A 25113-nucleotide genomic window follows, 5' to 3' on the forward strand; every position below is an offset into this window, starting at 1 on the left:
ACTACCGCACCCCGGGTACTGCACATTTGATTGATCTGTCGACTAGCTGATCGATTCCGGGCTTAGCGCGGCGGCGTGAGCATGGCCTGCCAGGTCTTGCCCGTTTCACCTCGGGGGACGAGATCAGCCGCAACGTAGGTTCTTCCATCTGGACCTATATACGAGCCAGTGGCCGGTTCATAAGGTGCGATCGTCAGCGCCGGGTTGGGAAGGGAAGCCGGCGATCCGCTACCCGACGTAGCGGCCCGCGGCGTTCCGGGAGGCAGCTGCGGGATATCTTGACCCGACAAGGTCGCGTTGGGGTCACCTTTCCAGTTATTGCCATCGTTAAGTGGCACGTATTGCTCGTCGCTTTCGCACATCTTGACCGTTGGCGCACGCTTGCCAGGACGTGTCTCGCACGGAATATTGCGTGCCCCACGAACATTCGTGGCAGCATCCTGCGGGACGCGGCAATATAGGTCACCTGTCGGCCGGTTCGGGGCATCGATGTTGGCCGCGGTACGTCTTTGGGTGGCCGGAAGAAATCCGGTTGTGCACGGCGCCGGCAAATTGATATTGAGGTTGAAGTCGAGATAACTACCCACATATGCCTGTTTACTGTCGTGGTTGGCCACCACGTCGCCCTGCACCATCGACACGCCTTGCGGTATCAGCACCAGCAACTGCTCCAGATCATTGCTGTATGTGACGGCGACTTGCCCGATGCTGATCAGGTTGGCAAGGATGACCGGTAAGGTCGGCCTTAGCCGGTCGAACAGTTGACGTGCCTGATCGGCGGCTGCACCGCCGGTATCAATAACTCTCGCCATCGCATTGTCGTTGGCGCGAAGCTGACCGGTGATGTCAGCCAGATGCGCCGCCCATGATCGGATGTCGCTGCCCGCGTTGATCTGTGCGTTGAGCAACGGCCCGGACTGGTCAATGACGGTGGTGATCGAATCCAGGTTCGCACGAGCATCGATAGCCAGCGTCGTGGAGCCCTTCACGATCCGAGACAACTCAGGACCTAGCCCACCGACCGCAGTGAAAGATTCGTCAATCGCGGTCTTGAGGTTGTCATGCGGAATTGCCCGCAATCCCCTGTCAGCGGCATCGAGTAGGGCATCAACCGCCGGCGGGACCGAGGTACTGTCCATAGGTATGACGTCACCGTTTCGCAAAGGCCGCGATGTGGCGTCGCGCGGAGTGAGCGCCACATACTGCTCGCCAACCGCGGATTGACTATGCACGGCCGCAACGAGATTCGATGGGATTTCGATTCCCGAATCCAACGACAGCTCGGCCGTCACGTGGCCGTCGCTGGTTAGTCGAACTGCCGTAACCTTGCCTACTTGGGTGCCGCGGTAAGTCACGTTGCCCGTGGCGTACAAGCCGCCAGATTGCGGCAACTCGACAGTGACCTGGTAACGCCCGAGGCCAAACATTGCAGGCACCTTGATGTATCCGAATATCATCACAGTCCCTGCGATCAGCGAAATAACCGCGAAGATCGCAAGCTGGATCAGAATCCTTCTACTGAAGTGCATGTCACCGCCCTTGGTCAAAGTGGTACGGAACAACCAACGGATTCACTGCGGTGTACGGGCTCGGCATCTGCCCAATTGTGCGGCCCCACTGCATTTCCAGTTCGGTCAGCGACCCTTCGAACCGGGTTCCGGTCAGGAACGCCGCGTCCAACCGACTCAGTGTCAAATCGATTATGGCAGTGAGATTTCCGTAGTCACCGCGAAACCAGTTCTCCAAGGTGTCCGCGGGGAATGGGAATGTCGCCAACATTCCCAGGGAGCGGGTGAGGGCCGGCCCGGAATCTGCCAGTGACTTCACCACCGGGGCGATCTGGTTCAGTTCTTTGACCAGACTGTCTTTGGTTTGACGCAGGGAATCGGCGGTAAGCGCGCTGAACTGGCCGAGCTTGTCTACTGCGTCAGCGATATGGCTCCGCTCGTCTCTAAGCACGGCCAGAGCATCCGGGATGGTTCTCAGCGCCCGGTCGAGGACCGGTTTGTCATCGGCAAACTTGCCTACCAGCCGGTTCAGGCTGTCAGTTGCATCGATGATGTCAGCGGTCTGGTTGTTGACATTCGTGAAGAATTCGTCAAGTTGATGCAGCAGGCCGCGCAGGTCCTGTTCACGGCCGCGGAACGCCGTGCTGAACGTTTCAACTATGTCTTGGACACGCCCCACTCCGCCGCCGTTGAGGAACAACGAGACAGCGGCCAATGTCTGTTCGGTCGACGGGTATGCGCCCGCATTGGCCAACGAGATGAGCGATCCCGCGTGCAACTTTCCCTGTGGTGCAACGGCAGTCGGTGCGGCCAACTCCACATGTAGCGAACCGAATAGGCTGGTCTGGCCAATGGTGGCCGTGGCGTTGGCAGGTAGGTTCACCTTCCCGTCGATGCGCATCGTCAGCAGTGCATGCCAGCCTTGTCGCTCAATCTTGGTGACGGTGCCGACGTTGACATCACCGACCCGAACGCGGGAATTCTCCTGGATATTGCTTACGTCGGGCATCTGGGCCTGCACGACAAATGAGTCTTGGCCCCCGCCGCGCGTGCCGGGCAATGGCAGCGAGTTCAGCCCCCGCCAGCCGCAGCCGGCAAGCACACTGGCCAGCACCGCAACGGTCAGTACCAGCGCCGAACGACGTCGGCGTACCGCGATCATGACCGGGGCCCTGGCGCGGCCATCAGCCCAGCGAGTCCGGTGCTCGGATCGGTAGCTGCGGGGGCAGGCGTGCCGACCCGTGTCACGTCGCCACCGGACTCGCCGCCCACTTCCGATGCCAATGGCTTTTGAGCAGAGCGCACTTCGGTCGGAGCAGGAGCAGCGCTTGGCTGTGACTCGGCTGGCGTTGGCGGGACGTAATCGGGCCGGAGCCAATCCTCGCTGTAGGTGACTTCATTGGGCCGAGCCTGTGCCCCCACACCCATGTTGAATCCCAGCGGCATCAGATAGTTGTACTGTCGGTTCTTTACGATGGGCGCCAAATACTGGACGCACAGTTTGGCCGATTGCTCAGCACCTAACCGCGACGCTGCCTGAATGGCCCCGCAGATGAAGTTGAGGGGATTGCTGAAGTTGGTGCCGGCCAGCACTCCCGTCACCGAGCTCTGGGCGGGTTCGTAGATGTTCACGTAGTTGCTCAGGGTGGTCGGCAGTAGATGCAGCGATTGCTTGATGTCGTCGATGCTGCCGCCTAATGCCGCGACGACTTCAGCCGTCTTATCCGACGTAGTTCCGATCGCATCCCGATTGTCGGCTACGAAGCTCTTCACATCCGAGATCGCGGTGCTGAGATCATTGATCGCCCGTCCGACCGCCCCTGGATCGTTGGCGAGCAATGCCGTGACTGCAGCAAAATTCCGGTTGAGCTGGCGCATCAGGTCTGTGCTGTCATGGAGAGCGGACACCAAGACCGCGAGGTTGCGTAGGGTGCCGTAGATATCGGCCGAGTGGTCGCCAAGGATCGACAGTGACTGCGAGAGTCCCGTCACCATGCCGCGGATACTGGCGCCCTGCCCACGGACATTGTCGGCGATCGTATTGACGAATGCACCCAGAGTTGACACGCCCCCGGGCGTCGTGGGTTGCAGGGTCGTCGTCAGACGTTTCAGCTGGCTCCGCAGCTCATCCCACTCCACTGGCACCGATGTGCGCTCAAGCGGCAGCACTGCGTTGTTCTGCAACTTCGGTCCCGCGGTGTAGACGGGGGTCAACTGAATCGCCCGCGCTGTCACCAACGACGGGGACAGCACCACTGCCCGAACGTTCGCAGGCACCGCATACCGCTGATCAATTGAGAAGGTGATCTTGGCTCGTGCCGGCTGGGGTTCGATCTTGTCGATCTCCCCCACTGGCACGCCAAGGATCCGGATCTGATCTCCCGGATAGAGCCCGATGCTGCTGTCGAAGTAAGCGGTCACCCTCGTCTTACCGATGGCATCTTTTGTCCGGAGCGCAGCAAATAGACCCAACGTCGCCGCCGACACGAGCACCAATGCCAAGCCAACCCGTACTGCAGTCCGGCGCATCATGAGCCCGCCCCAGCCGGCGGCACCTCACCAGGCGCCGGAACCAACACCGGTGACGGAGCCGTGGTGGATTCAAAGCCTGGTTCCGGAGCAGTCGGAATCGGTGCGCCCGGTGGCGGCCCACCGTTGGGTGGTGCTGGTAACGGTTCCCGGTAGGGGTAGCGGGGATCGCCAGGCTTTCCGGTGATCGCATCTGGCAACGTGAGGTTGGGCGCTCCGCCCTGCCCGGTCCGAGGAAAGGGGATTGGCAGCGCAGGAGTGGCGCTCTGTCCAGTCTGAGGGTCGGTCAGCTGCGAAGGAAGCTTCACATTGGGATCGAGCCCCAGGTCGGAAAAAGCGGCATCAACGAATGGCTGGATGAACTGGCCCGGTAGCAGGTTCGCGACATACGCGTTGAAAAACGGACCGGATGAGACTGATTCACCGAGCGACATCGCGAAGCTGTTGAGCCGTGAGATCGATTCTTGAACTCGTTGCTTGCGATTGGCGAGAATGGCAAGGACCCCGTTCAGCTTGTCCAGCGCCGGCCGCATCTGCTGGCGGTTCTCCGCGATGAATCCCGACAGCTGGCGGGCCAGCCCCGACACGTGGCCCGAAATCGCCTCCAGTGCCGTGCTTTCGCTCCGAAGTTGTGCCAGCAGCGCATTGGAGTCGGAGATCAGGTTCACGACTTGATCGCTACGATCAGCCAGAACCTTGGTGGCCTTATCAGCGTTGTCGAGCAGATTACGCAACCGTTCATCGCGGGTATTCAGAGACTGCGAGAACCGAGAGAGATTGCGCACCGCCAGCTGCAGCTGTGGTGGGGTGTCGGCGAACGCATCGGCCAGGGTCGTCAACGACTGCGAGAGCTGGCCTGTGTCCAGCCCCTGAACCGTCGTCGACAAGTCGCCGAGTGCGTCGCCCAGCTGGTAGGGCGATGTCGTGCGGTCGACCGGAATCGGCCCCGACAGGGCAGCGTCACCGCGTGGCGCCAGCTCCAGAATCTTCGCTCCCAGAAGACTTTTCGTCTGAATTGCAGCCTCCGTGCGATCGCCGAGGCGAACGTCGTCTCTGATTTTGAATGTCACCAGTACTCGCGGCCCGTCCAAGGCGACGCCCGATACCTCGCCGACTCGGTAGCCAGCGACCTGCACTGCCGCACCCGTCGACAGACCGCCGGCCTCAGCGAAGTAGGCTGAATACGGCGTGTCGGAGTGCACCAGCGGAAGGTTGTTGTACTGCAGGACCGCCACCACGGCACCGGCGGTCAATGTCAGACCTGTCAGACCGACCTTGATCGGGCTACGTTCGGCGAAGAATTTCATTTCGGCGCACACCGTCCCGTATCTTGACCAGCCACTTTCACATACACGGGCTGACCACCTTTACCGTTGAGTTTGAGCACTACGTCACACAGGTAGAAACTGAAGTAGTCGCCGTAGAGCCCCTGCCGCCCGAGCAACTTGTACTTATCAGGCAGTGTGTCTAGCAGATGATCGAAATAGTCGTGATCGGCCAGTACCAGACTCGCGGCTCGATCTGTCTGAGCTAGAAGCTCTTTCGCTGGCGGCCGAGCTCGTGTGAGCACATCAGCAGTCGTCGCGGCGGCAGCATCGGCATACGCCAGCCCGGTACTGATATCCGACTTGCGCTCGGCCAGTCCCTTGATCAGCTCCGACAGTGAGTTCACCGATTTGTCGAACTGGTCGCGCTGATCACCCAAAGTCCCCAGCACAACTTTGAGATTGCTGATCACCTGGCCGATCAGCTCATCGCGATCGGCCAAAGTGCTGCTGACCGCCGCGGTCTGATCCAGGAAAGAACCAATCGTGGACCCCTGTCCTTGGAACGCAGAGACCAACTGCCCGGTCAGTGCATTGACCTGGTCGGGATCGAGAGCCCGAAACAGCGGGCGGAAGCCTCCGGTCAGTGCGTCGAGATCCAAGGCCGGTGCCGTGTGTGACAGCGGAATCGTCTGGCCGGCATGAAGGATCGTTGCGTCCCCGATGCCTTCCTCTAAAGCCAGATACCGGCCACCGATCAGATTGTCGTAACGGATCACCGCCTTGGTTCCGTGGGTGAGCACCACTGAGGAATCAATCGCGAATTGAACATTCACGGTGGTTCCCGGCGCTAACGCGATCGCCTTGACCTTGCCGACCTCTACGCCGCCGATGCGGACAAAATTGCCTTCGGAGAGCCCGCTGATGTTGCTGAACTGCGCGTTATATGAGACGTAGTCGTCGAAACGTAACTGGGCGAAGATCGCCAGTAGCGCGACGATCCCAAATATGCAGACCACGACGAAGACGGAGAACCGCCACAGCGCACCGGTGAGTGACACCCTCACTTCGGCACCTCCTTCACTGGATGGTCAGTCACGGCGCGGGTGACGCTGGTCCACTCGGCGGATTGGGGTCAACAGGTGGCCCGCCTCCAGGGGCAACACCGGGCTCCGGCTGTGGAGCCGGTGGGATGCCAGGCCATAGCGGTACCCCGCCGGGTCCGTAGAGTGGCGCCCCGTACGGCGGCGCCCCGGGATATGCGATCGGCCCTGGCGCCGGGCCGGGCAGGCAGTGCCGCACCGTGGCCGGTTCAGGAACGGCCCGGGTCACAGGCAGATAGTCGGCGTAGCAGGGATGTGCCAGGCCTGGGTTTGGCCTGATGTCCAGGCCCGTGCCCCACCCCGTGTTGGTGACGAGTTGGCGCACGGGGAACGCCTTGCTCGCATCTGGCAGAGACCCGCACCCCGGCTTGCCACCTGGTCCGCCTTTGGCCGCCACAATTGGCAGGTTGTCTGGGAACACGTAGGGGTCTTTACCCATCAAGAGCGCAGCATCCGCCACATACGTGCGGCCATTGCCGCCGATCGCGGCAAGCGCGCCATTGTCCAACCACCATTTCGCACCGACCAGCATGCAGGTATAGGTCGGGTTGTACTTCAGGAGCAGTGCGGTCGTCGGCTCGAGAGTGTTGACTGCCTCGACAAAGCTCTTCTGATTCTGTGCGATCAAATTGGTACCCGACTGGGCGAACCCAATCGTGTTGAGTAGCAGAGCGTCCAAGGCGGCACCGTGCTCAGTCACCGTCTTTCCGGTGACGCTCGCCGAGTCTAGAACCGACAAAATATCCTGCGCGGCAGCACTATACGTATCAGCGACGCCCTTGAATGCTTGCCAGTTCTTCCGCATCGTCTCGGCGCGAGGGTTGAGAGCAAGCAAGACCTCGTGCGCGTCGGTGATCGACTGACCGATTCGCTCACCCTGGCCTTGAAATCCCACCGACAGCGCGGTCAGGACCGCGTTGAGCTTCGCCGGATCGATCTGGTTGAGCAGACCGACCAGATTCTGGAAGACGGTGTTCACCTCGGTGGTGACGTTGCGCGACTCCAGCACCGTGCCCGCCGACAGGCGTTGCTCAGTGGGATGATCGGGATAGACGAGATCGACGTACTTCGCGCCGAAGATGGTCGTCGCCCGGATCTGAGCCCCGACGTTGGCGGGAATGTTGGGAATCTGATCGGGTGAGATTTCCAACTTCACCATGACCGGATCGCCCGAGCCGGTGATCGCTGCGACATGACCGACTTGGACGCCGTTCATCATGACCTTGCCGCCTGATTCCATGATCAGACCTGCCCGACTGGAACTGAGAGCCACCGGTACATATCGAGTGAACGAGTCGCTGTACAGGCCGGCGGTCATAGCAACGAGGCCGGCCAAGACCACGACAAGAATGAGTGTCCACCACGCGGGATGGAGCCGATGCTCCCCTGGTCTCGGTTCCATCGCTTACGACGCCAGGTGGAAGTTGCCGGACTGACCGTACACGGCCAGCGAAACCAAAAGGCTCACTGTCACCGCCGAAACCAGCGACGCCCGCACTGCGCGACCGACCGCTTCGCCCACTCCCGCCGGTCCACCGGATGCGGTGTACCCGTAGTAGGTATGTACCAGCATGATCACAATTGCCATCGCGATCGCCTGCACGAATGACCACAACAGGTCGGTCGGGATGAGAAAGGTGTTGAAGTAATGGTCGTAGACGCCGGTCGACTGCCCGTAAATCATCGTGGTCCCGAGTCGTGCAGCCAGGAACGACATCAGTACCGCTATGCAGTACAACGGAATTACCACAATCACCCCGGTCAGTACGCGCGTGGATGCCAGATACGTCACAGATCGGATCCCCATCACTTCGAGTGCGTCGATCTCCTCGGAGATTCGCATCGCGCCGATCTGAGCGGTCGCGCCCGCTCCGATGGTGGCGGCCAAGGCGATACCGGCGGTCACCGGCGCAATGATTCGCACGTTGACGTAGGCAGAAATGAAGCCGGTGAGCGCCTCCACGCCGATCCCAGCGAGCTGGTTGTATCCCTGGACGGCGATCAGTGCACCCGCCGACAACGTCAGGAATCCGACGACGACGATCGTTCCTCCGATGAGTGCCAATGCACCAGTGCCCAAACTCATTTGAGCAATCAGGCGAATGATCTCGGCCTGATAGTGAACCAATGCATCACCGATCGAACGGATGGCGTGACCACAGAACTGGGCCTGGCGGCCAATCCTGTTCCATCCGGCAATCCAGGGGCCGGCATAGCGGCGCCAGAACGATCCGACCCGGCTTGGCGCGCTCGCGGTCATTGCGGTCCTCCGAACTGGACCGCCGTAATGATCAGATTGATCACGTAGAGGGCCACGAACGAATAGACGACCGTCTCGTTGACCGCATTACCGACACCAGCCGGTCCGCCGCCCACCGAAATGCCCTTGTAGCAACCGATCAAGCTCGCCGCCAGACCGAACAGACCCGCCTTGACGAAGGAGATGACGACATCCTTGACTCCGGTGAGCAGGGTTAGACCTGCCACGAACGCACCGGGGGTCACATGCTGGACATACACCGAGAAGAAGAACGACCCGACCAGGGTGGACAGCGACACGATCGCCGAAAGCAGCAACGCCACGACGCATGCGGCGAGCACCCGCGGCACCACCAGCGAACGAATAGGGTTGATACCGAGCACTTTCAGGGCGTCTAGCTCTTCTCGAATAGTGCGCGCGCCCAGGTCTGCGCAGATCGCGGTAGCCCCTGCACCGGCCACGACCAGCACTGTGACGATCGGTCCAAGCTGCGCCAACGAGATGCCTGCGCCTGTGCCCGCGAAATCGGCAGCGCCGAAATCGAAGAGCAACACATTGAGAGTGAAGGCCGCCAGAACAGTGAAGGGAATGGCTAGCAGTAGCGACGGGACGATGGATACCCGGGTGATGAACCAGCACTGCAGGAAGAACTCCCGCCACGCAAATGGACGCTGCGGTATCAAAATCAGAGTGTCCAACGCCATCGCGTAGAACTCTCCGACGCCACGTAGCGGCTTGGCGTAATCGGCTCGTCGCGACATCAGAAGCCGCCGAATTCTGCACTGGTACAAAGCCATAAGCCTGCCCAGTCGCCGGAGTATGGCCCGGGCCGTCGAGAAACGCAGCACGCCTCTGCCAGGCGAAATCCAACGCCCTCTGCGAGCGCTGCAGGACCGCAGCACCCAGTTCGCAGGACCATCATGAATCTCCTTGCTCAGAGCAGAATTACGGCACAGGCCATGGCTAGGGCGGGTGCCTACCGCCGACTTGCGGCGGTTGACGTCACTGCCATCTCAGTAAGTAGCGGTAATGACGTCGACAGTAGGATCAGGACCAGCGGGTTCATAGTGACTATCCGCTCAGCGGGAGTAATTGCCGGTTTTCTCCGCGCAAATTTCTTAGATGTGCTAGGCCACGGCAGCCTCAAGCTGAGCCGCGACGCTTTTTGCAGAACAAGGTAGTTCGATATATCAGCGCATTCTTGTGCCCGATCTTCGCCACCGACCAGGCGAAGTCAGGCAAGTAGCGGCCCACTACCCAGTGGCTCGCGCCTGGAACGCCGCCACGGTCTCGCTGAACTCGGGGGTGCCGAAGGACGTAAATTCTTCGGCCAGTGCGTATTCAAGTACGCCGAGCGCAGCCCGGCTCAGATGCATGTTCATCGCCGCCTTCGATGTGCATACCGCCTGCGACGGAAGTTGTGCCAACCGCTCCGCCAGACCGAGAGCCCCATCCAGCACAAGATGGTCCTCCACGACTCGGGTCACCAAGTTCAGCTTGTCTGCGATCGGTGCCGTGATCCGATCACCCAGCAGGACATACTCTTTCGCCTTCATCATGCCGATCAGTAGCGGAAGCATCGCCGCCCCGCCATCGCCGGCGGTTAACCCTACGGCGACATGAGGATCAGCCAAGTAGCTGCTCTCCCCCATTACCAACAGGTCGCTGAGTAGGGCAACCGAACAACCCAATCCGACTGCGGGGCCATTGACTGCCGAGATCAGCGGCTTTGCGAAATTGATGACTTCCAGAAACAGTGTGCGTGCCTCGGCAAACTGCGCGCGACGCGCCGACGGATCATCGATCAACCGGCGGAACATCGCCATGTCTCCGCCGGCCGAGAATGCCTTCCCGGTCCCCGTAATCACCACCGCGCGTACATCTTCGTCAGCACCGAGTTGCCGCCAGATCAGCGACAACGCATGGTGGAGTGGTTCGTTGATCGCGTTGAAAGCCTCGGGCCGATTGATGCGCACAACGTGCACCGCACCAATCTTCTCCACGAGCAACCACGGTGCAAATTCCTCATATCCAGCAAGGGTGGCAATGTCAGGGACGGTAGTCATCGATCTCTCTCTTTGGCGGAGGGTAGGTAAACGGAATGCGGGACCGGTTGGTCCGTAAGTGTTGGGACACCGGGCACGGTCACGGCAGAGCTCGCAGCGTGGCCAGCGGCTCGCTACCCGACCAATCGTGGCCCCAGTAGCTGTCCGCAGAGATCTCCTCGGCGCAGTAGTAGTCGTTGTCGACCTGCCACCCTTGAGTACCGAACTCAATATCCCAGCCACCGGGCGCTCGCACGTAGAACGACACCATCTTGTCGTTGGTGTGCCTACCCAAGGTGGATGACACTGAAAAGCCGCTCTTAGCGACCCGATCGAGCGCCTGGCCCACCGCATCAAGGGTGTCGACCTCCACCATGATGTGGACCAGCCCCGGTGCGCCGAAAGCCGGTGTCGGACACAAGGCCAGACTGTGGTGGCGTTGGTTCACGCCCAGAAACCTGACGCGCTGCGCTGGCACGCCCAACGGCAGGGGCAGCCGAAATGCCCCCCGAGGCAGGAATCCCAGGACGGTTGTGTAGTAGTCGAAACTCTCCCGCAGATCGTCGACCGGCAGCACCACGTGCCCCAATCCCTGTGGCCCGGTGACGAATCGAGATCCGTATGGAGTCACCGTGGGCGTATGGTCGAGCAACGGGCCGTGGAATACCTCCAACACGGTGCCTGACGGATCTGCGAACGACACCAATTCCTCGACACGGCGGCCATCCGCTTCGTCCGCAGTATGGGCGTGCACCTCGAAGCCCGCCTTCTCGACTGCTTCGACGACGTCGAGCAACGCGGCGTGGTCCCGCACTTGCCAGCCGACCGCCAGCACCTGATCAATCTCGCCGGGCACGACGACGAGGCGAGCGTGGTGCTCGTCCATCCGCAGATACAACGCATCCGGGTCGGGACCGCTGCCCTCCGCGAACCCGAGCACGTCAAAGGCGAAGGTGCGCCATCTGGCGATGTCGCTCGTCTGAATACGCACGTAGCCAAGGGAATTGAATCTCGGGTTACAGTTTGTCATGTCGGGTGTCCTTTGGAGGTCTGGTGGCTGAGGAGGATTCGACCTCGCTAGATCATGAATTTCAGCTTCGGCGGCGGGTCGATCCCGAGTTGCGCCATCGAAGTGGCTTGGTAGACATTGCTGGGTACATGGATCACATGGTTGAGTCCGGCATGAATGTCGCGCCAATAACGTTGTAATGTGCCATGATTGCGAATTGCATTGCCTCCCGCTCGCGCGAAGAGGGTGTCGACCGCGGACGCCGCACGCCAAGCCGCTCGCACCTGGATTGCGCGGCCGACCGCTCTGTCGTAGAAGGTCGGGGTGCCGCCGGACGCAACGATCTCCCACATCCGATCGGCGTTGGAGAGCAGTGCCTGTCGGGCAGCGTCGATGTCCGCTGACGCCTCGCCGATCGCGAACAACAGGTTGGCGTCCTCGCGCACGGCCGACCCCATCGAGTCTGAGCGGGACCGCTGGTAGTCCAAGTGAGCGACCAGCGCACCCTCGGCCATCCCAATGATGGCCGAGGTGATGCCCAGGGGAAATACGTGCGACCAGGGCAGCCGGTACAGAGTATTCTCACACCCGGCATCAATCTGGGCTTGCCCACTAAGCACCTGGTCACCGTTCATCACACGGTAACCGGGGACATATACATCGTTGACGACGATGTCTTTGGAGCCAGTTCCCCTCAGGCCGAGCACATCCCACGAGTCGGCGATGATCTCATAGTCGCTGCGCGGCAGAATGACGTGCAGCATGGTCGGCGGAAGCAATGCCTTTCCGTCATCGCCGCCGAGCATTGCCCCCAAGATGATCCACCGGCAGAAGTCGGTACCCGACGAGAACTGCCACCGCCCACTGAATCGGTAGCCGCCATCGGCCGTCGGGACAGCGATGCCCTGCGGTGCATACGGTGAAGCCATCCACGTGTCGTCATCCTCACCCCAAATCTCCTGCTGCACTCGCGGATCGGCGAAGCCCAGCTGCCACGGGTGCACTCCGACCACACCGCTGACCCAGCCGGCAGCCGGATCCAGGGCCGCCAGACCCATTACTGTTTCAGCGAACTCGCGCGGTACGGCCTCACGGCCGCCGTAGCGCTTCGGCTGCAGCATCTTGATCATGCCGGCATCGCGGATGGCAGCCGCCGTGTCGGTGGTCAGCATGCCCAGTCGTTCCTCTTCGACCGCGTCCAGTCGAATCTGATCGGCGCTGGCCATTAGCTTCTCGAGAACTGAATTTGACATAGCTAGCTTCTCCTCAGGTTGCATCTAAGATTGCTGTGCGGCCAAATTATTGAAGGCCAATATGTTGCGATTGATGTCCTCATCCCACCGCTCTTGAGCGCCGGAAGTATCGACCTCGAATTCGAATCTCGCGACCATCTCCGGTTTAACGTCTTCGACATCGACGTAGAACTGCTCATACCACCGACGTAGTTGATACAACGGGCCGTCTTCGTCGCAAAGTAGTGGATTATCGACGCGCGTCTTGTTCTTCCATACCTCGACATCCTGGAGAAAAGCTGCGCCGAGGCTGTCTGCAAATGTGCTGGCGAGTTCTTCAGCAGCCTCATCGGACATCTCGGGTGCCTTCTTCACGATGGCTCCCCATTGCAGTACAAAGGAGTTCTCGGTGACCGGGTAGTGGCAGTTGATCAACAGCCCCTCGGATGACACACCCCCAGCTGACAAGGTCTGCCCGTTCACCATGAACGAAGGACCGTAGTAGGTAGCCCAGGAGTTCATCAGCAGGCCTTCTTGTCCGTAGTTGGTCTCCAGGTCGATGTCGGGGCGCCCGGTCGCGGACATGTACTGCGATGCGATATGCCGGTCGAACACATTTCGGAACGATGTCGGCTTCACCAGATGTACGTAGTAAAAGTGCGCCATATCAACAACATTGTCGATGACCTCACGGCAGTTGGTACCTTCCACCAGCAACGAGTTCCAACTCCAGTCCGTCCATTCACCGGACCCGTATCCGTCGAGATGCGGGATGGTCACGTCGTCTGGTGGTGGTCTGCGCTGAGGATCGTTCCAGACGTAGAGATGGCCGTTACGTTCCAGAGTTGTCCACGACTGAGTCCGGGCAACCCTCGGCACCCGGCGCGAGTATGGAATCTCGACGCAAGCCCCAGTTGCACCCCAGCGCCAGCCGTGGAAGGGGCAGGAGACGGCGTTCTCTCTAATGGCGCCCTGTGCGAGGTTTCCCCCCATATGCCGACAATATGCATCTAAGACATTGAGCCGGCCGTCGCTTGACTCAAAAACCACCAGGGACGTCCCGAATGCGTCTATTTGGTGCGGCTTTCCATCTCGAAATGTTCTCTCGAGCCCAAGGCAGTGCCAGCCACGGGCAAACCGGCGAATTTCCTCGCCACCGTCGATCGTTCGGACGTCGGAAGCACCCGATTCAGGACAGGCGTTCATGCATATCTCCATTTCCTTGGAACGACCGCAATTGCGGGGAGTACGACTACTATTGATGGTGCGCGTGACAGATATCTCAATCCAGAGATATTCCGGTTAGCGGGAGACCATGTTCTGCCGGCTTTTACTTGAGCGCTCAGTCGACCCACGGCCCATACGTTCGATAGCCGTCTGAGACTTCGACGGCGACGTCAGTTATCGTCAATTCACCACGGGTGCAATACATCACACCTCGCGCGACTTCGCGACAGCCACGAATGGGCACGGCAGGATACGGTTGCTGAACCGTGCGGCTACCAGCCGACCGAATCGGATGTTGCTACCCGGCATCGCACCGAACCCATACCGCCAAACGTTGCTTCGACAACGTCACCGGGCAACAGACAAGAGGCCTTCGTCGGTGAGCCGGGCAGCACCACGTGGCCCTCCTCCAACACCATCCCGCGTTGTCCCAGCATGTTCGCCAACCACACCAGGGCATTGATGGGCGAGCCGAGAACCGCGCCACAGAGTCCCGACACAGTTGATTCGCCGTTGAGCGACAACTGAACGACCGACCGGTCGAGTTCGATCTCGCGTAACAGAGAGGGCTTGCCCCCCAAGATCACTCCGCCCGACGAGGCATTGTCGGCAATGGCGTCGACGATTGTCAGGTCCCACGGCTTGAAGCGGGAGTCAACGATCTCCAAAGCCGGCACCACGAAGTCGACTGCCCGGAGCACATGAGCAACGGTGACCCCAGGTCCAGCAAGCGGCCGTCCAAGCACGAAGGCTACTTCGGGCTGGATTCGGGGCGAGATGTACCGATCGATCGAGATCGGGTGATTCTCCGGATGGAACATGTCCGTGAGCAAGTGGCCGACGTCCGGTCGATCGATACAGTTCTGGGCCTGCGCAGCGGGCGAGCTGAGCCCCATCTTGTGGCCGATGACCGCCTGACCTTCGGCTACCCAGCTTGCGACCTGCATCGTCTGAATTGCGTATGCGTCCGCGATGGAAGCGTCTGAGTACGTGGCGATAACGGGATCGACTGGCACGCAACGGCTTCGTGCAAGCAACAGGCCTTCGGCGCATTGCCGTTGTTCGTCTTCGTTCATTGCTCCCCGCTGCATTTCGCTCCCGGCCGGAGGGTCGGGAGGTTATGTCCGACAGTGACCGTCAGGCCATATGCAGTGCACTGACCGATCGGCCATTTCCTAAGTCGCCGGCCCGGCGGCATGTCGCGCCGACCGGTACGCGAACACCATGGATGTCCCGATCGGGGCGCCCGGGCCGACGTAGACATGACCAGTGGCAGACGCAGTCGTGTTACCAGATGCGTACAGACCCCGGATCGGATGATCATCACGGTCGAGGACCTGCCCATCGGTGTTGGTCACCAACCCGCCCTTGGTACCGATGTCGCCAAGTCCGATCTGGACGGCGTGAAACGGAGCCTTGTCGATGGGAATCAGACATGGATTTGGTCCGGCGCCCGGCAAGGCAAAAAATTGGTCGAACTCGTCGTCACCCCTGGCGAAATCGTCGTCGACCCCGCTCTCGGTAAACGAGTTGAACCGGCCAACCGTCTCCGTCAAAGCGGACGACGGCAGTCCGATGCGTTGAGCCAAGCCTTCCAGCGTCGGATCGGTATGCCACAGACCAGCTTTGCGGAATTCGGTGACGTCGATCGGATCGACCACGGCGCACGGCACCGTTTCAAATCGATCATCGAACACCCACCATATCGGCAGTGCAGGCTCACCGAGCGCCTCAAGGTCCAATATCAATTGGCCCAATCTCCCGTAGGGCAGAGACTCGTTGCCGAACCGCCGCCCCGTGCCGTTTACAAAGATCCCGCCCTGGAGGCCGACCAGGAACGAAGAGCTGTCGCCGGGACGAGCCAACATTGGCGCCCACCACGCCTCGTGCATCCGAGCAGTGACCCCGCCCGCTTTGAGCCCAGCAATGATCGCATCTCCTGTGTGGGTCGGCGGCGCCCCAGTCCAACGCACTTCGCGGTTACCCTGCCACCGGCTGCGCAACTCCTGATTCGCCTCGAAACCACCGGCACTGAGGAGGACTCCGCGCACTGCGCGGTACTGCTCGCGCCGCCCATCAACCAGCGCCTCCACTCCGAGGACGCGGCCGTCGTCGAGAATCAAGTCGGTGAGGCGCGAACTTGTCTGGACCACCACGTTTGCGCGACGCCGCAAGGCCAACAGCAGCCTGGCGATCAATGCCTGTCCGCCAACGAGTTCCGTGCGGTCCGACTCCAGCCCTAACCGATCCTGGGGCACGGGAGGTCTGATACTCGCTGCAACCTCTGTCGCCATGGCCAGCGGCAGTGAGGCCGCGAAGATGCCGCGGCCCGCACGGACGCGGCCTTCGGCCTCGAAGTATTCGGGAAACGGCTGGTACTCGAATTGCAGGTCAGGTTCACCCATCAAGAACTCGACAAGTTGGCCTGCTGTGTCAACATAGGCGTGCTGCATCTCCACCGGCGAAGTGTCCCCGGCCAAGCCGTGCAGATAGGTGAACCCACTTTCTGCGGAATCAGCCGGGTTGGCGGCCGCGGTGACCCGATTTCCGGGCAGCCACATACAACCACCGGCGTAAGCGGTCATCCCGCCGAGAACCTCCGCCTTTTCCAAGACCAACGTTCGCAGGCCTCGCTCGGCGGCCGCTAGTGCGCCGGTGAGACCGCCTGCACCGGATCCGACGACGATGAAGTCGAATTCGGACGTCGACGCCAAATTTCTCCCAGTACCAACGCTCATCGCCCAACTACTCACTTTCAGCCGATTGATCGAGTTTGATGCGAACTATTAATCGCGAAAATTGGCGACTGAACCAGTCGCCGTAGTCGATCGGAAATAGGTCAATAGCTCCGCTGTAGGACCTCATATCGACTGTGATATGTACGTTGTCAGATTGCTAGATCGCTTCCGCTGAGCGGTTACGGAAATTCGCGGTGACCGCGTCCGCGGGACGAAGTAGGCCGACATTCAGCGCCCGATGAATGAGGCCGGGCGTGCGTGATCGACCGCGGTCAGCCCTTCGACGCAATCCGCTGTACCTGCCAGTCGCACAACCGATCGGCCTTCCTCCGACAGCGCGGCAGCCACGGTCGAAACCAATCCATTCCAAAGCAATCGCTTACCCTCGGACACCGCCAGTGGCGCCGAACTCGCCAACGTCGATGCGACAGCGCGTACCTCATCGGCGAGATCGGCGTCGGGAACTACCCGCGTAATCAGCCCGATCCGCAATGCCTCGTCGGCATCCAGCGTCGGATTGAGCAGGACTATTTCCATAGCCTTCCGGAAGCCGACCAGATGCGTGAGCATTGCGGTCAGGCCACCATCGGGCACCATTCCGACCCGAACCGCGCCCGACATGAATCGTGCGGAATCAGCAGCGATGACGAAGTCCGCACTGCCCAGCAGACCGAGGCCGCCGCCGCCTGCCGCGAAACCTTGGACTGACGCTATAACCGGAACATCGAGAGCCAGGATCGCGGCGGTCACGGCCTGCAACCAACTCGACACTTCTTTGATGTGAGCGGGCAGGTCATCCGCATGCGCGAGGAAATCCCGGATATCGCCTCCACTGCAGAAATGCCGGCCCGCTCCGGTGAGCACGACGACCCGGACGGTGGGCTCTACGCGACACTTCAGCAAGGCGCGGTGGAGGGCCGTCAGTAGCACCAAATCCATCGCGTTGGCCGACTCAGGCCGGTTCAGCGTGACAGTTGCTATCCCGTCGGCGTTGATGTCGAGCAGGACGGCGTCATTGTCAGACGCAATTGACACGTCAGCTCCCTCACGTGATCGTTGTTCGTGCGAATCCAGAACTTCGCCGCCTCCGTACGCCTCTCGGGAACGACGGCCGCATAAAGCCACCGACATCAGCGACAAGTGCGGTGGTATCTGGTAATGCTAGGCCGCCAACACCTCAATGAGACTTGTTTCCCGGCGAGCGGGAGACATATTCCGACCGACGCAGACTTGAGTAACTTGAACGAATAGGACCATCCGTCTGAAGTCACATCCATCGCGTTTGCAGAGGAGTACGCATTGTTGGCACCGGAGGCACTCAGCTACGAACAGACCAGCCGCGAAATCAATGGCGAATATCGCCTGCACTATCACGATGCCGGCGTCGGGCCGGAAGTCTTACTGCTACACGGTTCAGGACCCGGAGTTAGCGGATGGTCCAACTTCTCCAAGAACATCCCGGTTTTCGCCGAGAGATTTCGCACGTTGTGTCTCGACATGCCCGGATTTGGCGCGAGCCCACCCGTCCCGTGGCAGAAGGTCTATTCGCAAGTGGCCGCGGACGCCGTGCGATCGTTCCTCGACGCACTACAGATTGACCAAATTGATGTCATCGGCAATTCAATGGGCGGAAATGTCGCTGCCGAATTGGCACTCGCACATCCCGATCGAGTTCGGCGCCTTGTCCTGATGGGTCCGGGAGGACTGGCTGTCAATACGCTTTCCCCACAGGTCAGCGAAGGCGCGCGACGCCTCTTCGAGTTTCTCGCCGATCCGCGCCGCGATCGAATGATCGCATGGGTGGAGACGATGGTCAGCAATCCGGCGCTCATTACCGAGACGTTGATCGACGAACGGATGGCCAATGCGCTGAAGCCAGGCGTTGTCGCAACAACAGCCGAGATATTTGCGACCTTTGGGAACCCGTCCCTGAACACGACACCCGCGCTATGGGCACGAGCTAAAGACATTTGGCAATCCACGCTCATCGTCTGGGGACGCGATGATCGAATGCTGCCGCTCGAAGGTGGCCTCTTCCCCTATCGCCAGTTGCCGAACGCCGAGCTCCACATCTTCTCTGAATGCGGCCATTGGGCACAGATCGAACGCAAACACGATTTTGAGCGCATAGTCATGGAATTTCTTTCTCGAGCATACTGATCTGGCACATCTTCAGAGCAGGATGAGCCGGATCGAAAACGGCCGACATTCAACAAATGCGGAATGATTTCACCACGCGGCAGACTACCGCAGATCGCAATTTCTGATGACGGCCATCGGACCGGGATTTCTTGGTTTACACGACCGCGACGCCATTACCGCGCAGCACCATTATCTAATCCATAGTGTAGGATACCCTAATGACTGACAAGCAAAGCCCAGACGATCGCGGCGACTTCTTGCCGTTGTCAACGAATGGTTGGACGGTGCTTGGAATCGTGTCCTTCAGCAATGGCTTATCCGGCTATCAAGTGAAGAAGTGGTCCGACTTCGGACCCGGATTTTTCTACATCAGCCCATCTTTCAGTCAAATTTATTCCGAGCTGAAGAAGCTTGAAGAGATGGGCCTAGTAACTTCGCGTGAAGCCGATTCTGAAGAAAATGCGAGAAATAAGCGCCTGTATTGGATCACCGCCGACGGTAAGCAGGCGCTAGCCGATTGGTGCCGCAATTCTCCGGTCGACAGACCGGTGCTCAAGCATCCGATGCTGATGAGAGTGATGCTCGGTCATCTCAATGAGTCAGGGAACTTGAAGTCCATCCTGATGGAACACATCGAACGCTCCGAAATGCAGTCCGAACAAGCAGCTCACTATGCACGTTTTGCCAGTTCTGACCCGTACTTCGCCTACGTATGGATCGCCTTGAGGTGGGCCGAGCGGTACTACGCAGCGGAGCGCACTTTGGCGATCGAGTTGCTCAAGGACCTCGAACTCGCGGCCGAGCGGTTCGTCGAGACCGACACCGCGCCCGAGTGGTTCGAAGCCGCGCCGTTCCCCGGAAGGGGCGACGGCCCAGCCGATCCTCCGCCCAATACCAGTCGCCCCACCAACTAGCGCTTCGCGATTACGCCGGGGCGTCCCGTAACTGGCTGCGAAGCAGCTGCTTTTGTACTTTTCCACTCGCGGTGCGCGGCAAGTCCGTCACGATGTGAACTTGTTCCGGTCGCTTGTGCGCAGCCAGACCGCGTGCCTGCAGATAGGTACCGACATCTAACAACGGGCCAGATGCTCCGGCGGCGACTATGAGAAACGCCGCGACGCGCTCGCCCATTACCGGATCGGGATAGCCCACGACGGCGGCATCGAGTACCTGAGGATGCTCGTGTAGGTGCTTCTCAACCTCCAGGGCACTGATGTTCTCGCCGCCACGGATGATGATGTCCTTCATTCGCCCCCGAACTGTGAGCGCACCCGAAGCATCAAGATCGACTAAGTCTCCAGTCCGAAAGAAGCCGTCGCTCGTGAACGCAGCAGCATTGAGCGCAGGATCGAGATACCCGAGGAAGAGTTCGGGCCCCCGCACGACCAGCTCACCGATCCCGCCCTGACCGTTGAGCACGTAGCCTTCGGCCGGCGACACCGGCCGACCGTCGGTGTGGGCTCGCTGCTCGACGCTGGCCTCAGCGCCGGACATACTGTACGTGGGCATTTCGCTGAGTCCGTAGGTTCGGGTCACCAGGCAGTCCAGAACCTGGGAACTACGGACCACCAGGTCGGCAGGCACATCAGCGCCCCCACAGATAAAGACCCGCAGACTGCTAACTTCACCGCGCCGCTCATACTCGCTGGTCAATCCTCGCAAGAATGGCGTCGCTCCAAGGCTTACCTTGCAGTCGTGACGTTCGATGCACTCCACCGCTGCCTCGGCCCGCCACACGTCAAGAAGCGTTGTGCTTTGCCGCAGCAGCGTCGGCAAGTAGACGCCGTACACAATGCCGGTCAGGTGCCCGATCGGTGATGCCATGAATGTGCTATCTGCGGCACCGAGCTGCAGTTCGCGGATGACCGAGCGCATCTCCCAGACGATCGTCTGATGACTGTGCAAGACGCCCTTGGGCTGAGATGTGGTACCCGAGGTGTACAGCAACAGACAGATGTCCGCAGCGTCACCAACAGGCTCCATTTTCAGCTGCCCGCCCATCAGCTCATCAAAGGTATAGAAGCCGTCGGGCAGGGGACCTTGGGGCCTCACAACGATGACAACTGGAGGATCAGCCAGGTCCGGTAGAATCTCGAAAAGCAAGGCGACATAGTCGAATCCCCGGAACACGTGCGGGATGAAGATCACCCGGGACCCTGATTCAGTCAGAATGAATGAGAGTTCAGCACGCCGATAGGTCGTCACAACCGGGCTCACGACGCAACCTGACCAGTTGACCGCGTGGATCGCCGCCACCGCCTCCGGCCAGTTTGGCAAAAACACCGTCACCACATCGTGACGCGTGACCCACCGCTGAGTGATCGCGGCAGCCAATGTCGCGACTCTCCGCCGTAGTTCGCCATAACTGACGTCTTTTCCGTCGCCGCAGACTGCGGGGCTCTCCCCTGCCTCCCGGCTGGCCTCGTCGAGGAACGTGCTCAGGGTCCGGTTTTCCCATAAGCCCATGGCGCCGTAGTCGATATCGCTGGGCCTAGTCGCCACTAACACGTCTCTCACTCCTCTACCTGTCTGGTCCGAACTCCTCGCCCCACTGCGAGACGGACCCAGGGCCCGCAGGCCAGCCCATCAAGATTCACTCAGGTGTCCTGTACATGTTCGAGTTACGGCTAATCGTCGTAGGACACGTACACCCGATCGACAGACGGCAGTGCCTGGCATGCCAGTACGTAGCCCTCTGCGACATCATCGGATGACAAAGCCTGACAGTTGAGCATCGACACGCTCCCCTGCATCACCCGACAGACGCACGCGCCGCAGTGCCCCTCCGTGCACGAGAACGGAACGTCAACTCCGTTGTTCAGCAGTACATCCAGCAACGATTGGCCATCGAACCACCGGGCCGAGTGTTCGCGACCATCGATGCGAGCAGTAACTTCACATAACGCATCACCCATTGGTGCTTGCCTCTCCATAATTCAAATGGCCACTCACGCCCGGTACTGAGACCGAGGAAACTCGGCGAACAGCGGCCGACTAGATATGGCGACAGCACCATGCAGAATGCTCGACTGGATCGCCGCCCTCAGCGCAGAACATCGTTCAAAGCCCGAGCGCCCCTCACCCCGCTCGGCCTGTTGCGCGAACTCACGGCACAACACATCGGCTGCACCGACCCATTGCACACATATCTGATGCTCAGTATTGCGCTCCACGAACACAGTGTTGTCACAATTCTGGCACGTAATTTCCTGCACGGTTTTCTACCCCATCAACGACAAGTGGTAATCCGGGCCGCCAACTCAAAGTCACGGCTGCGGTCTGCCGCAGCCCCGCGGTCGCGCCACTACATCGCAACCCGATCGCGTCCCAGCCGGCCGTAGATTTGCGCACCGGTGTGCCGCAGCAGGGCAACAGTCTTCGCATCCGCCGAAAGACTGCCGATCCGACCGCACAGGGACACCGCGGCGACAACGTCGCCCTTTGCCCCGACGGGCGCTCCCAAGCATCCGAGACCGCGCATCGCTTCTTCCCGGTCGTAGGCAACTCCACGGAGTCGAATCGCAGCATATTCCTGCCTGATTCGGATCCCTTCGGCGCGTGGCGCCGATACCTCCGGAGTGGAGAGGAAGTTTGGCGTAACACGAACAGCGTTGGCCAGCAACACCTTTCCGAGACTCGTTGGTTGCGCGGACCTGCGTCCACCGACACGGGTATCGACATCAATACTGAATTTTCCGTCGAGTTTCTCCAGATAGACGACGTCCGAGCGATCCAAAACCGCAAGGTGGACCGTGAGGCCGGTCAGTCTGTTCAGCTCGCGCAGGTAGGGAAGTGCGGCACTGTGGAGCTGATCCTGTTGAACTGCAAGGGTTCCCAATTCAAATAGCCGCAATCCGAGCTGATAGTGAACGCCGTTGCGCCGCACCCACCTTAGTTGAACAAGCCTCTCCAGCATCCTGTGCGCCGAGGAGCGCGGAACTCCGGTTCGGCGAGCGATCTGGGACAGCGTGAGTTTCCCCGGGCCGTCGAAGGCATTCAGGATCAGGTCTGCCCGGTCGATTCCGGCCGCAGGTGAACCGTTCTCCAGCTGCGTGGTCATCATCGCCTCCGCCCTACGGTGACCGAACCTCGGTCCTGCATCACACGAACAGTACGTTACTACTGGGCATATCGCAATAGGGTCTTTAATGCCCGTTGAAATGATAGATACGCAGCGCACCAGCGCATTTAATCTCCCAAGCTCGCCTCCACCCTCATTTGCTACCTACCTAGCAGGTATATGAACGTGTTCGACGCACCCAGCTGCGACAGCCTCAGAAGACATAGCGCGCAATCAAGTCGGCAACCACTGCGGGCACCTCAGATCCCTCGACTTCGACGGTATGCCGCACGGTCAGGTTGACGGCACGGTCGCCTACCCGGTCTGCACCGAGGAGTTCCGAGCTAACCCGGATCCGATCCCCAGCTCTGACGGGCGAAAGGAATCGAACTCTGTTGAGCCCGTAGTTAATTCCCATGCGCGCACCGGTCACCCTGAAAGTGTCCTTGCTGAGCTTCGGCAGTAGCGCCAGCGTTAAGAAACCGTGCGCGACAGTGGCGTGGTATGGGCTCTCGGTGGCAGCCCTGACCGTATCGACGTGGATCCACTGGCGATCCTCAGTGATGTCGGCAAACGAATCGATTCGATGTTGATCGATGACCTTCCACTCACCTACGCCGAGCAGCTGACCAACCGCAGCCACAGCTTCATCGATGCACGTGATCACCTTCATGTCATCTCCTTCTTTTATATAGTTATCTATATAACTATATAACCAGCGTTGTTGCTGTTCCAGCCATCGGGATTGCGATGGACTCCGTCCAATACAGTTATATATTTATCTGTAGTAGGGGCCACCTGACAAGCGCCTGCGGCATAGAAGGAGAACCAGATGCAGCTCACTGCCGATGAAACGGCGCTGCTCGGCGATTCGGTCCGCGCAGTCTGCGACCAGCTGGCCACCGAAGAGCGAGTCCGCGCCGCCGCGTATGAAGGCGACGGCACAGACACCGAACTGTGGAAAGTCCTCACCCGGAAGGTCGGTGTGGCGGCAATTGCGATCCCGCAGGATCACGGCGGCGCCGGCTACGGCACGGTCGCACTCGGTGTAGTCGCCCACGAACTCGGGCGTGCGCTCGCGCCAGTCCCATTTCTGTCTTCCGCGGTTCTCGCCACCGGCCTCCTGGTCGAAACCGCAGACTTAGCCGATGAGGCCTTCGCTTCGCTCGCCACTGGTGAGCGAACGGCTGCGGCGATTCTCGGGCTCGATGGCGGACCTTGGTCGCTCGGTACCGCGCTCACTACTGCCACTCGCGTCGGTAATGACTGGACATTGAATGGCACAGCGCGACACGTGCTCGGCGCTCTCAGCGCGGACATACTGGTCGTCGTCGCTCTTCCCGACAACGGCAACGAGCCGGCCTTCTTTGTTCTCGACGCTGACGCTGAGGGCGTTACCCGTACGCCCGAGCGGGTGCTCGACTGCACCCGGCCGATGGCCACCGTTACTTTCGCCGCCAGCCCCGCCAGACGACTGACAGGCCGTCAACCCGCGGCCGCCGGGATCGCTAGAGCGGTACACCGCGCAATGGCCGTGCTCTCCGCAGAACAGGTGGGCAGCCACGAACGCGTACTCGAGATCGCCGTCGACTACGCCCGTACCCGTGAACAGTTTGGTCGCGCCATCGGCAGTTTCCAAGCCGTCAAACACCGCTGCGCCGACATGCTGGTGAACCTTGAGTGGTCACGGTCGGCATCGCACGCGGCACTGCAAGCAGCTGATGATGTTCCCGGTGGGGCTGCCGACGAACTTGAGTGGCGCGCAAGTATGGCGAAGGCGGTGTGCTCGGAAGCGTTCCGCGACGCAACACACGCCAACCTACAAATACACGGTGGCATCGGCTTCACCTGGGAGGACTCCGCCCATCTCTATCTCAGGCGGGCCCGGACCGACGAAGTTCTGTTCGGGGGCCCGTCAATGCACTGGGAACAGCTGCGAGGAAAGGCCGAATTGCTGTGATCGCCAATCGATTCCACGACGCCAACGCCGTTGGC

General features: G+C 60.4%; 22 protein-coding genes. 3 read left to right on the top strand and 19 right to left on the bottom strand.

The window, feature by feature from the left end:
* Nucleotides 1-62: 62 nt before the first annotated feature.
* From AC3WTE_RS07495 to AC3WTE_RS07565, 15 genes are all read right to left on the bottom strand, one after another.
* Nucleotides 63-1529, bottom strand: a complete 1467-nt coding sequence (locus AC3WTE_RS07495) for an MCE family protein (RefSeq protein WP_492436842.1) — start codon at nt 1527-1529, stop codon at nt 63-65.
* Between the two features lies 1 nt (nt 1530).
* Nucleotides 1531-2670 carry a virulence factor Mce family protein gene (locus tag AC3WTE_RS07500; RefSeq protein ID WP_492436708.1) on the bottom strand — a complete coding sequence of 380 codons (1140 nt, stop codon included), beginning with the start codon at nt 2668-2670 and terminating at the stop codon, nt 1531-1533.
* A complete protein-coding gene (locus AC3WTE_RS07505; protein ID WP_492436709.1) occupies nt 2667-4040 on the bottom strand; it encodes an MCE family protein in 1374 nt (457 codons plus the stop codon). The genes AC3WTE_RS07500 and AC3WTE_RS07505 overlap by 4 nt, the downstream gene beginning before the upstream one ends.
* Nucleotides 4037-5344: an MCE family protein gene (locus AC3WTE_RS07510; RefSeq protein WP_492436710.1), complete on the bottom strand. Its 1308-nt coding sequence runs from the start codon at nt 5342-5344 to the stop codon at nt 4037-4039. The genes AC3WTE_RS07505 and AC3WTE_RS07510 overlap by 4 nt, the downstream gene beginning before the upstream one ends.
* Nucleotides 5341-6369: an MCE family protein gene (locus AC3WTE_RS07515; protein ID WP_492436711.1), complete on the bottom strand. Its 1029-nt coding sequence runs from the start codon at nt 6367-6369 to the stop codon at nt 5341-5343. The genes AC3WTE_RS07510 and AC3WTE_RS07515 overlap by 4 nt, the downstream gene beginning before the upstream one ends.
* Nucleotides 6370-6397: 28 nt before the next feature.
* Entirely contained in the window at nt 6398-7807 is a 1410-nt protein-coding gene (locus tag AC3WTE_RS07520) for an MCE family protein (RefSeq protein ID WP_492436712.1), read from the bottom strand.
* Nucleotides 7808-7810: 3 nt separating this feature from the next.
* Complete coding sequence (locus AC3WTE_RS07525; protein ID WP_492436713.1) at nt 7811-8665, bottom strand: ABC transporter permease; 855 nt, start codon at nt 8663-8665, stop codon at nt 7811-7813.
* Nucleotides 8662-9426 carry an MlaE family ABC transporter permease gene (locus AC3WTE_RS07530; RefSeq protein WP_492436714.1) on the bottom strand — a complete coding sequence of 255 codons (765 nt, stop codon included), beginning with the start codon at nt 9424-9426 and terminating at the stop codon, nt 8662-8664. Before AC3WTE_RS07530 ends, AC3WTE_RS07525 begins: the two co-directional genes overlap by 4 nt.
* 492 nt (nt 9427-9918) lie before the next feature.
* On the bottom strand, nt 9919-10731 hold the full coding sequence (locus AC3WTE_RS07535; RefSeq protein WP_492436715.1) for an enoyl-CoA hydratase/isomerase family protein: 813 nt from the start codon (nt 10729-10731) through the stop codon (nt 9919-9921).
* Between the two features lie 79 nt (nt 10732-10810).
* Entirely contained in the window at nt 10811-11740 is a 930-nt protein-coding gene (bphC, locus tag AC3WTE_RS07540; RefSeq protein ID WP_492436716.1) for a biphenyl-2,3-diol 1,2-dioxygenase, read from the bottom strand.
* Between the two features lie 47 nt (nt 11741-11787).
* Nucleotides 11788-12972 (bottom strand): acyl-CoA dehydrogenase family protein, encoded by a 1185-nt coding sequence (locus tag AC3WTE_RS07545; protein ID WP_492436717.1) that lies wholly within the window; start codon nt 12970-12972, stop codon nt 11788-11790.
* 24 nt (nt 12973-12996) lie between these two features.
* Nucleotides 12997-14157, bottom strand: a complete 1161-nt coding sequence (locus AC3WTE_RS07550; RefSeq protein ID WP_492436718.1) for a 3-ketosteroid-9-alpha-monooxygenase, oxygenase component — start codon at nt 14155-14157, stop codon at nt 12997-12999.
* A 293-nt stretch (nt 14158-14450) separates the two neighbouring features.
* Complete coding sequence (locus tag AC3WTE_RS07555) at nt 14451-15254, bottom strand: 2-keto-4-pentenoate hydratase (RefSeq protein ID WP_492436719.1); 804 nt, start codon at nt 15252-15254, stop codon at nt 14451-14453.
* Between the two features lie 99 nt (nt 15255-15353).
* On the bottom strand, nt 15354-16916 hold the full coding sequence (locus AC3WTE_RS07560) for an FAD-binding protein (RefSeq protein ID WP_492436720.1): 1563 nt from the start codon (nt 16914-16916) through the stop codon (nt 15354-15356).
* A gap of 228 nt (nt 16917-17144) precedes the next feature.
* Nucleotides 17145-17951, bottom strand: coding sequence for an enoyl-CoA hydratase/isomerase family protein (locus AC3WTE_RS07565; RefSeq protein ID WP_492436721.1), 807 nt, complete (start codon nt 17949-17951; stop codon nt 17145-17147).
* 264 nt (nt 17952-18215) lie between these two features.
* Here AC3WTE_RS07565 and AC3WTE_RS07570 point away from each other — a divergent pair, with 264 nt between their 5' ends.
* Both AC3WTE_RS07570 and AC3WTE_RS07575 read left to right on the top strand, forming a co-directional pair.
* Complete coding sequence (locus AC3WTE_RS07570) at nt 18216-19076, top strand: alpha/beta fold hydrolase (RefSeq protein WP_492436722.1); 861 nt, start codon at nt 18216-18218, stop codon at nt 19074-19076.
* Nucleotides 19077-19276: 200 nt separating this feature from the next.
* Nucleotides 19277-19972 (top strand): PadR family transcriptional regulator, encoded by a 696-nt coding sequence (locus AC3WTE_RS07575; protein ID WP_492436723.1) that lies wholly within the window; start codon nt 19277-19279, stop codon nt 19970-19972.
* Between the two features lie 10 nt (nt 19973-19982).
* Here the strand turns inward: AC3WTE_RS07575 and AC3WTE_RS07580 are convergent, their stop codons facing one another.
* From AC3WTE_RS07580 to AC3WTE_RS07595, 4 genes are all read right to left on the bottom strand, one after another.
* Nucleotides 19983-21566, bottom strand: a complete 1584-nt coding sequence (locus AC3WTE_RS07580; RefSeq protein ID WP_492436724.1) for an AMP-binding protein — start codon at nt 21564-21566, stop codon at nt 19983-19985.
* A 119-nt stretch (nt 21567-21685) separates the two neighbouring features.
* On the bottom strand, nt 21686-21991 hold the full coding sequence (locus AC3WTE_RS07585; protein ID WP_492436725.1) for a 2Fe-2S iron-sulfur cluster-binding protein: 306 nt from the start codon (nt 21989-21991) through the stop codon (nt 21686-21688).
* A 371-nt stretch (nt 21992-22362) separates the two neighbouring features.
* Nucleotides 22363-23118 (bottom strand): IclR family transcriptional regulator, encoded by a 756-nt coding sequence (locus tag AC3WTE_RS07590; protein ID WP_492436726.1) that lies wholly within the window; start codon nt 23116-23118, stop codon nt 22363-22365.
* Nucleotides 23119-23332: 214 nt separating this feature from the next.
* Nucleotides 23333-23791: a MaoC family dehydratase gene (locus AC3WTE_RS07595; RefSeq protein ID WP_492436727.1), complete on the bottom strand. Its 459-nt coding sequence runs from the start codon at nt 23789-23791 to the stop codon at nt 23333-23335.
* A gap of 159 nt (nt 23792-23950) precedes the next feature.
* Between AC3WTE_RS07595 and AC3WTE_RS07600 the strand changes: the two genes are divergently transcribed.
* Complete coding sequence (locus AC3WTE_RS07600) at nt 23951-25078, top strand: acyl-CoA dehydrogenase family protein (protein ID WP_492436728.1); 1128 nt, start codon at nt 23951-23953, stop codon at nt 25076-25078.
* Nucleotides 25079-25113 lie beyond the last annotated feature (35 nt).

It is taken from the genome of Mycobacterium sp. FW102-FHT13B02, from assembly GCF_058790275.1.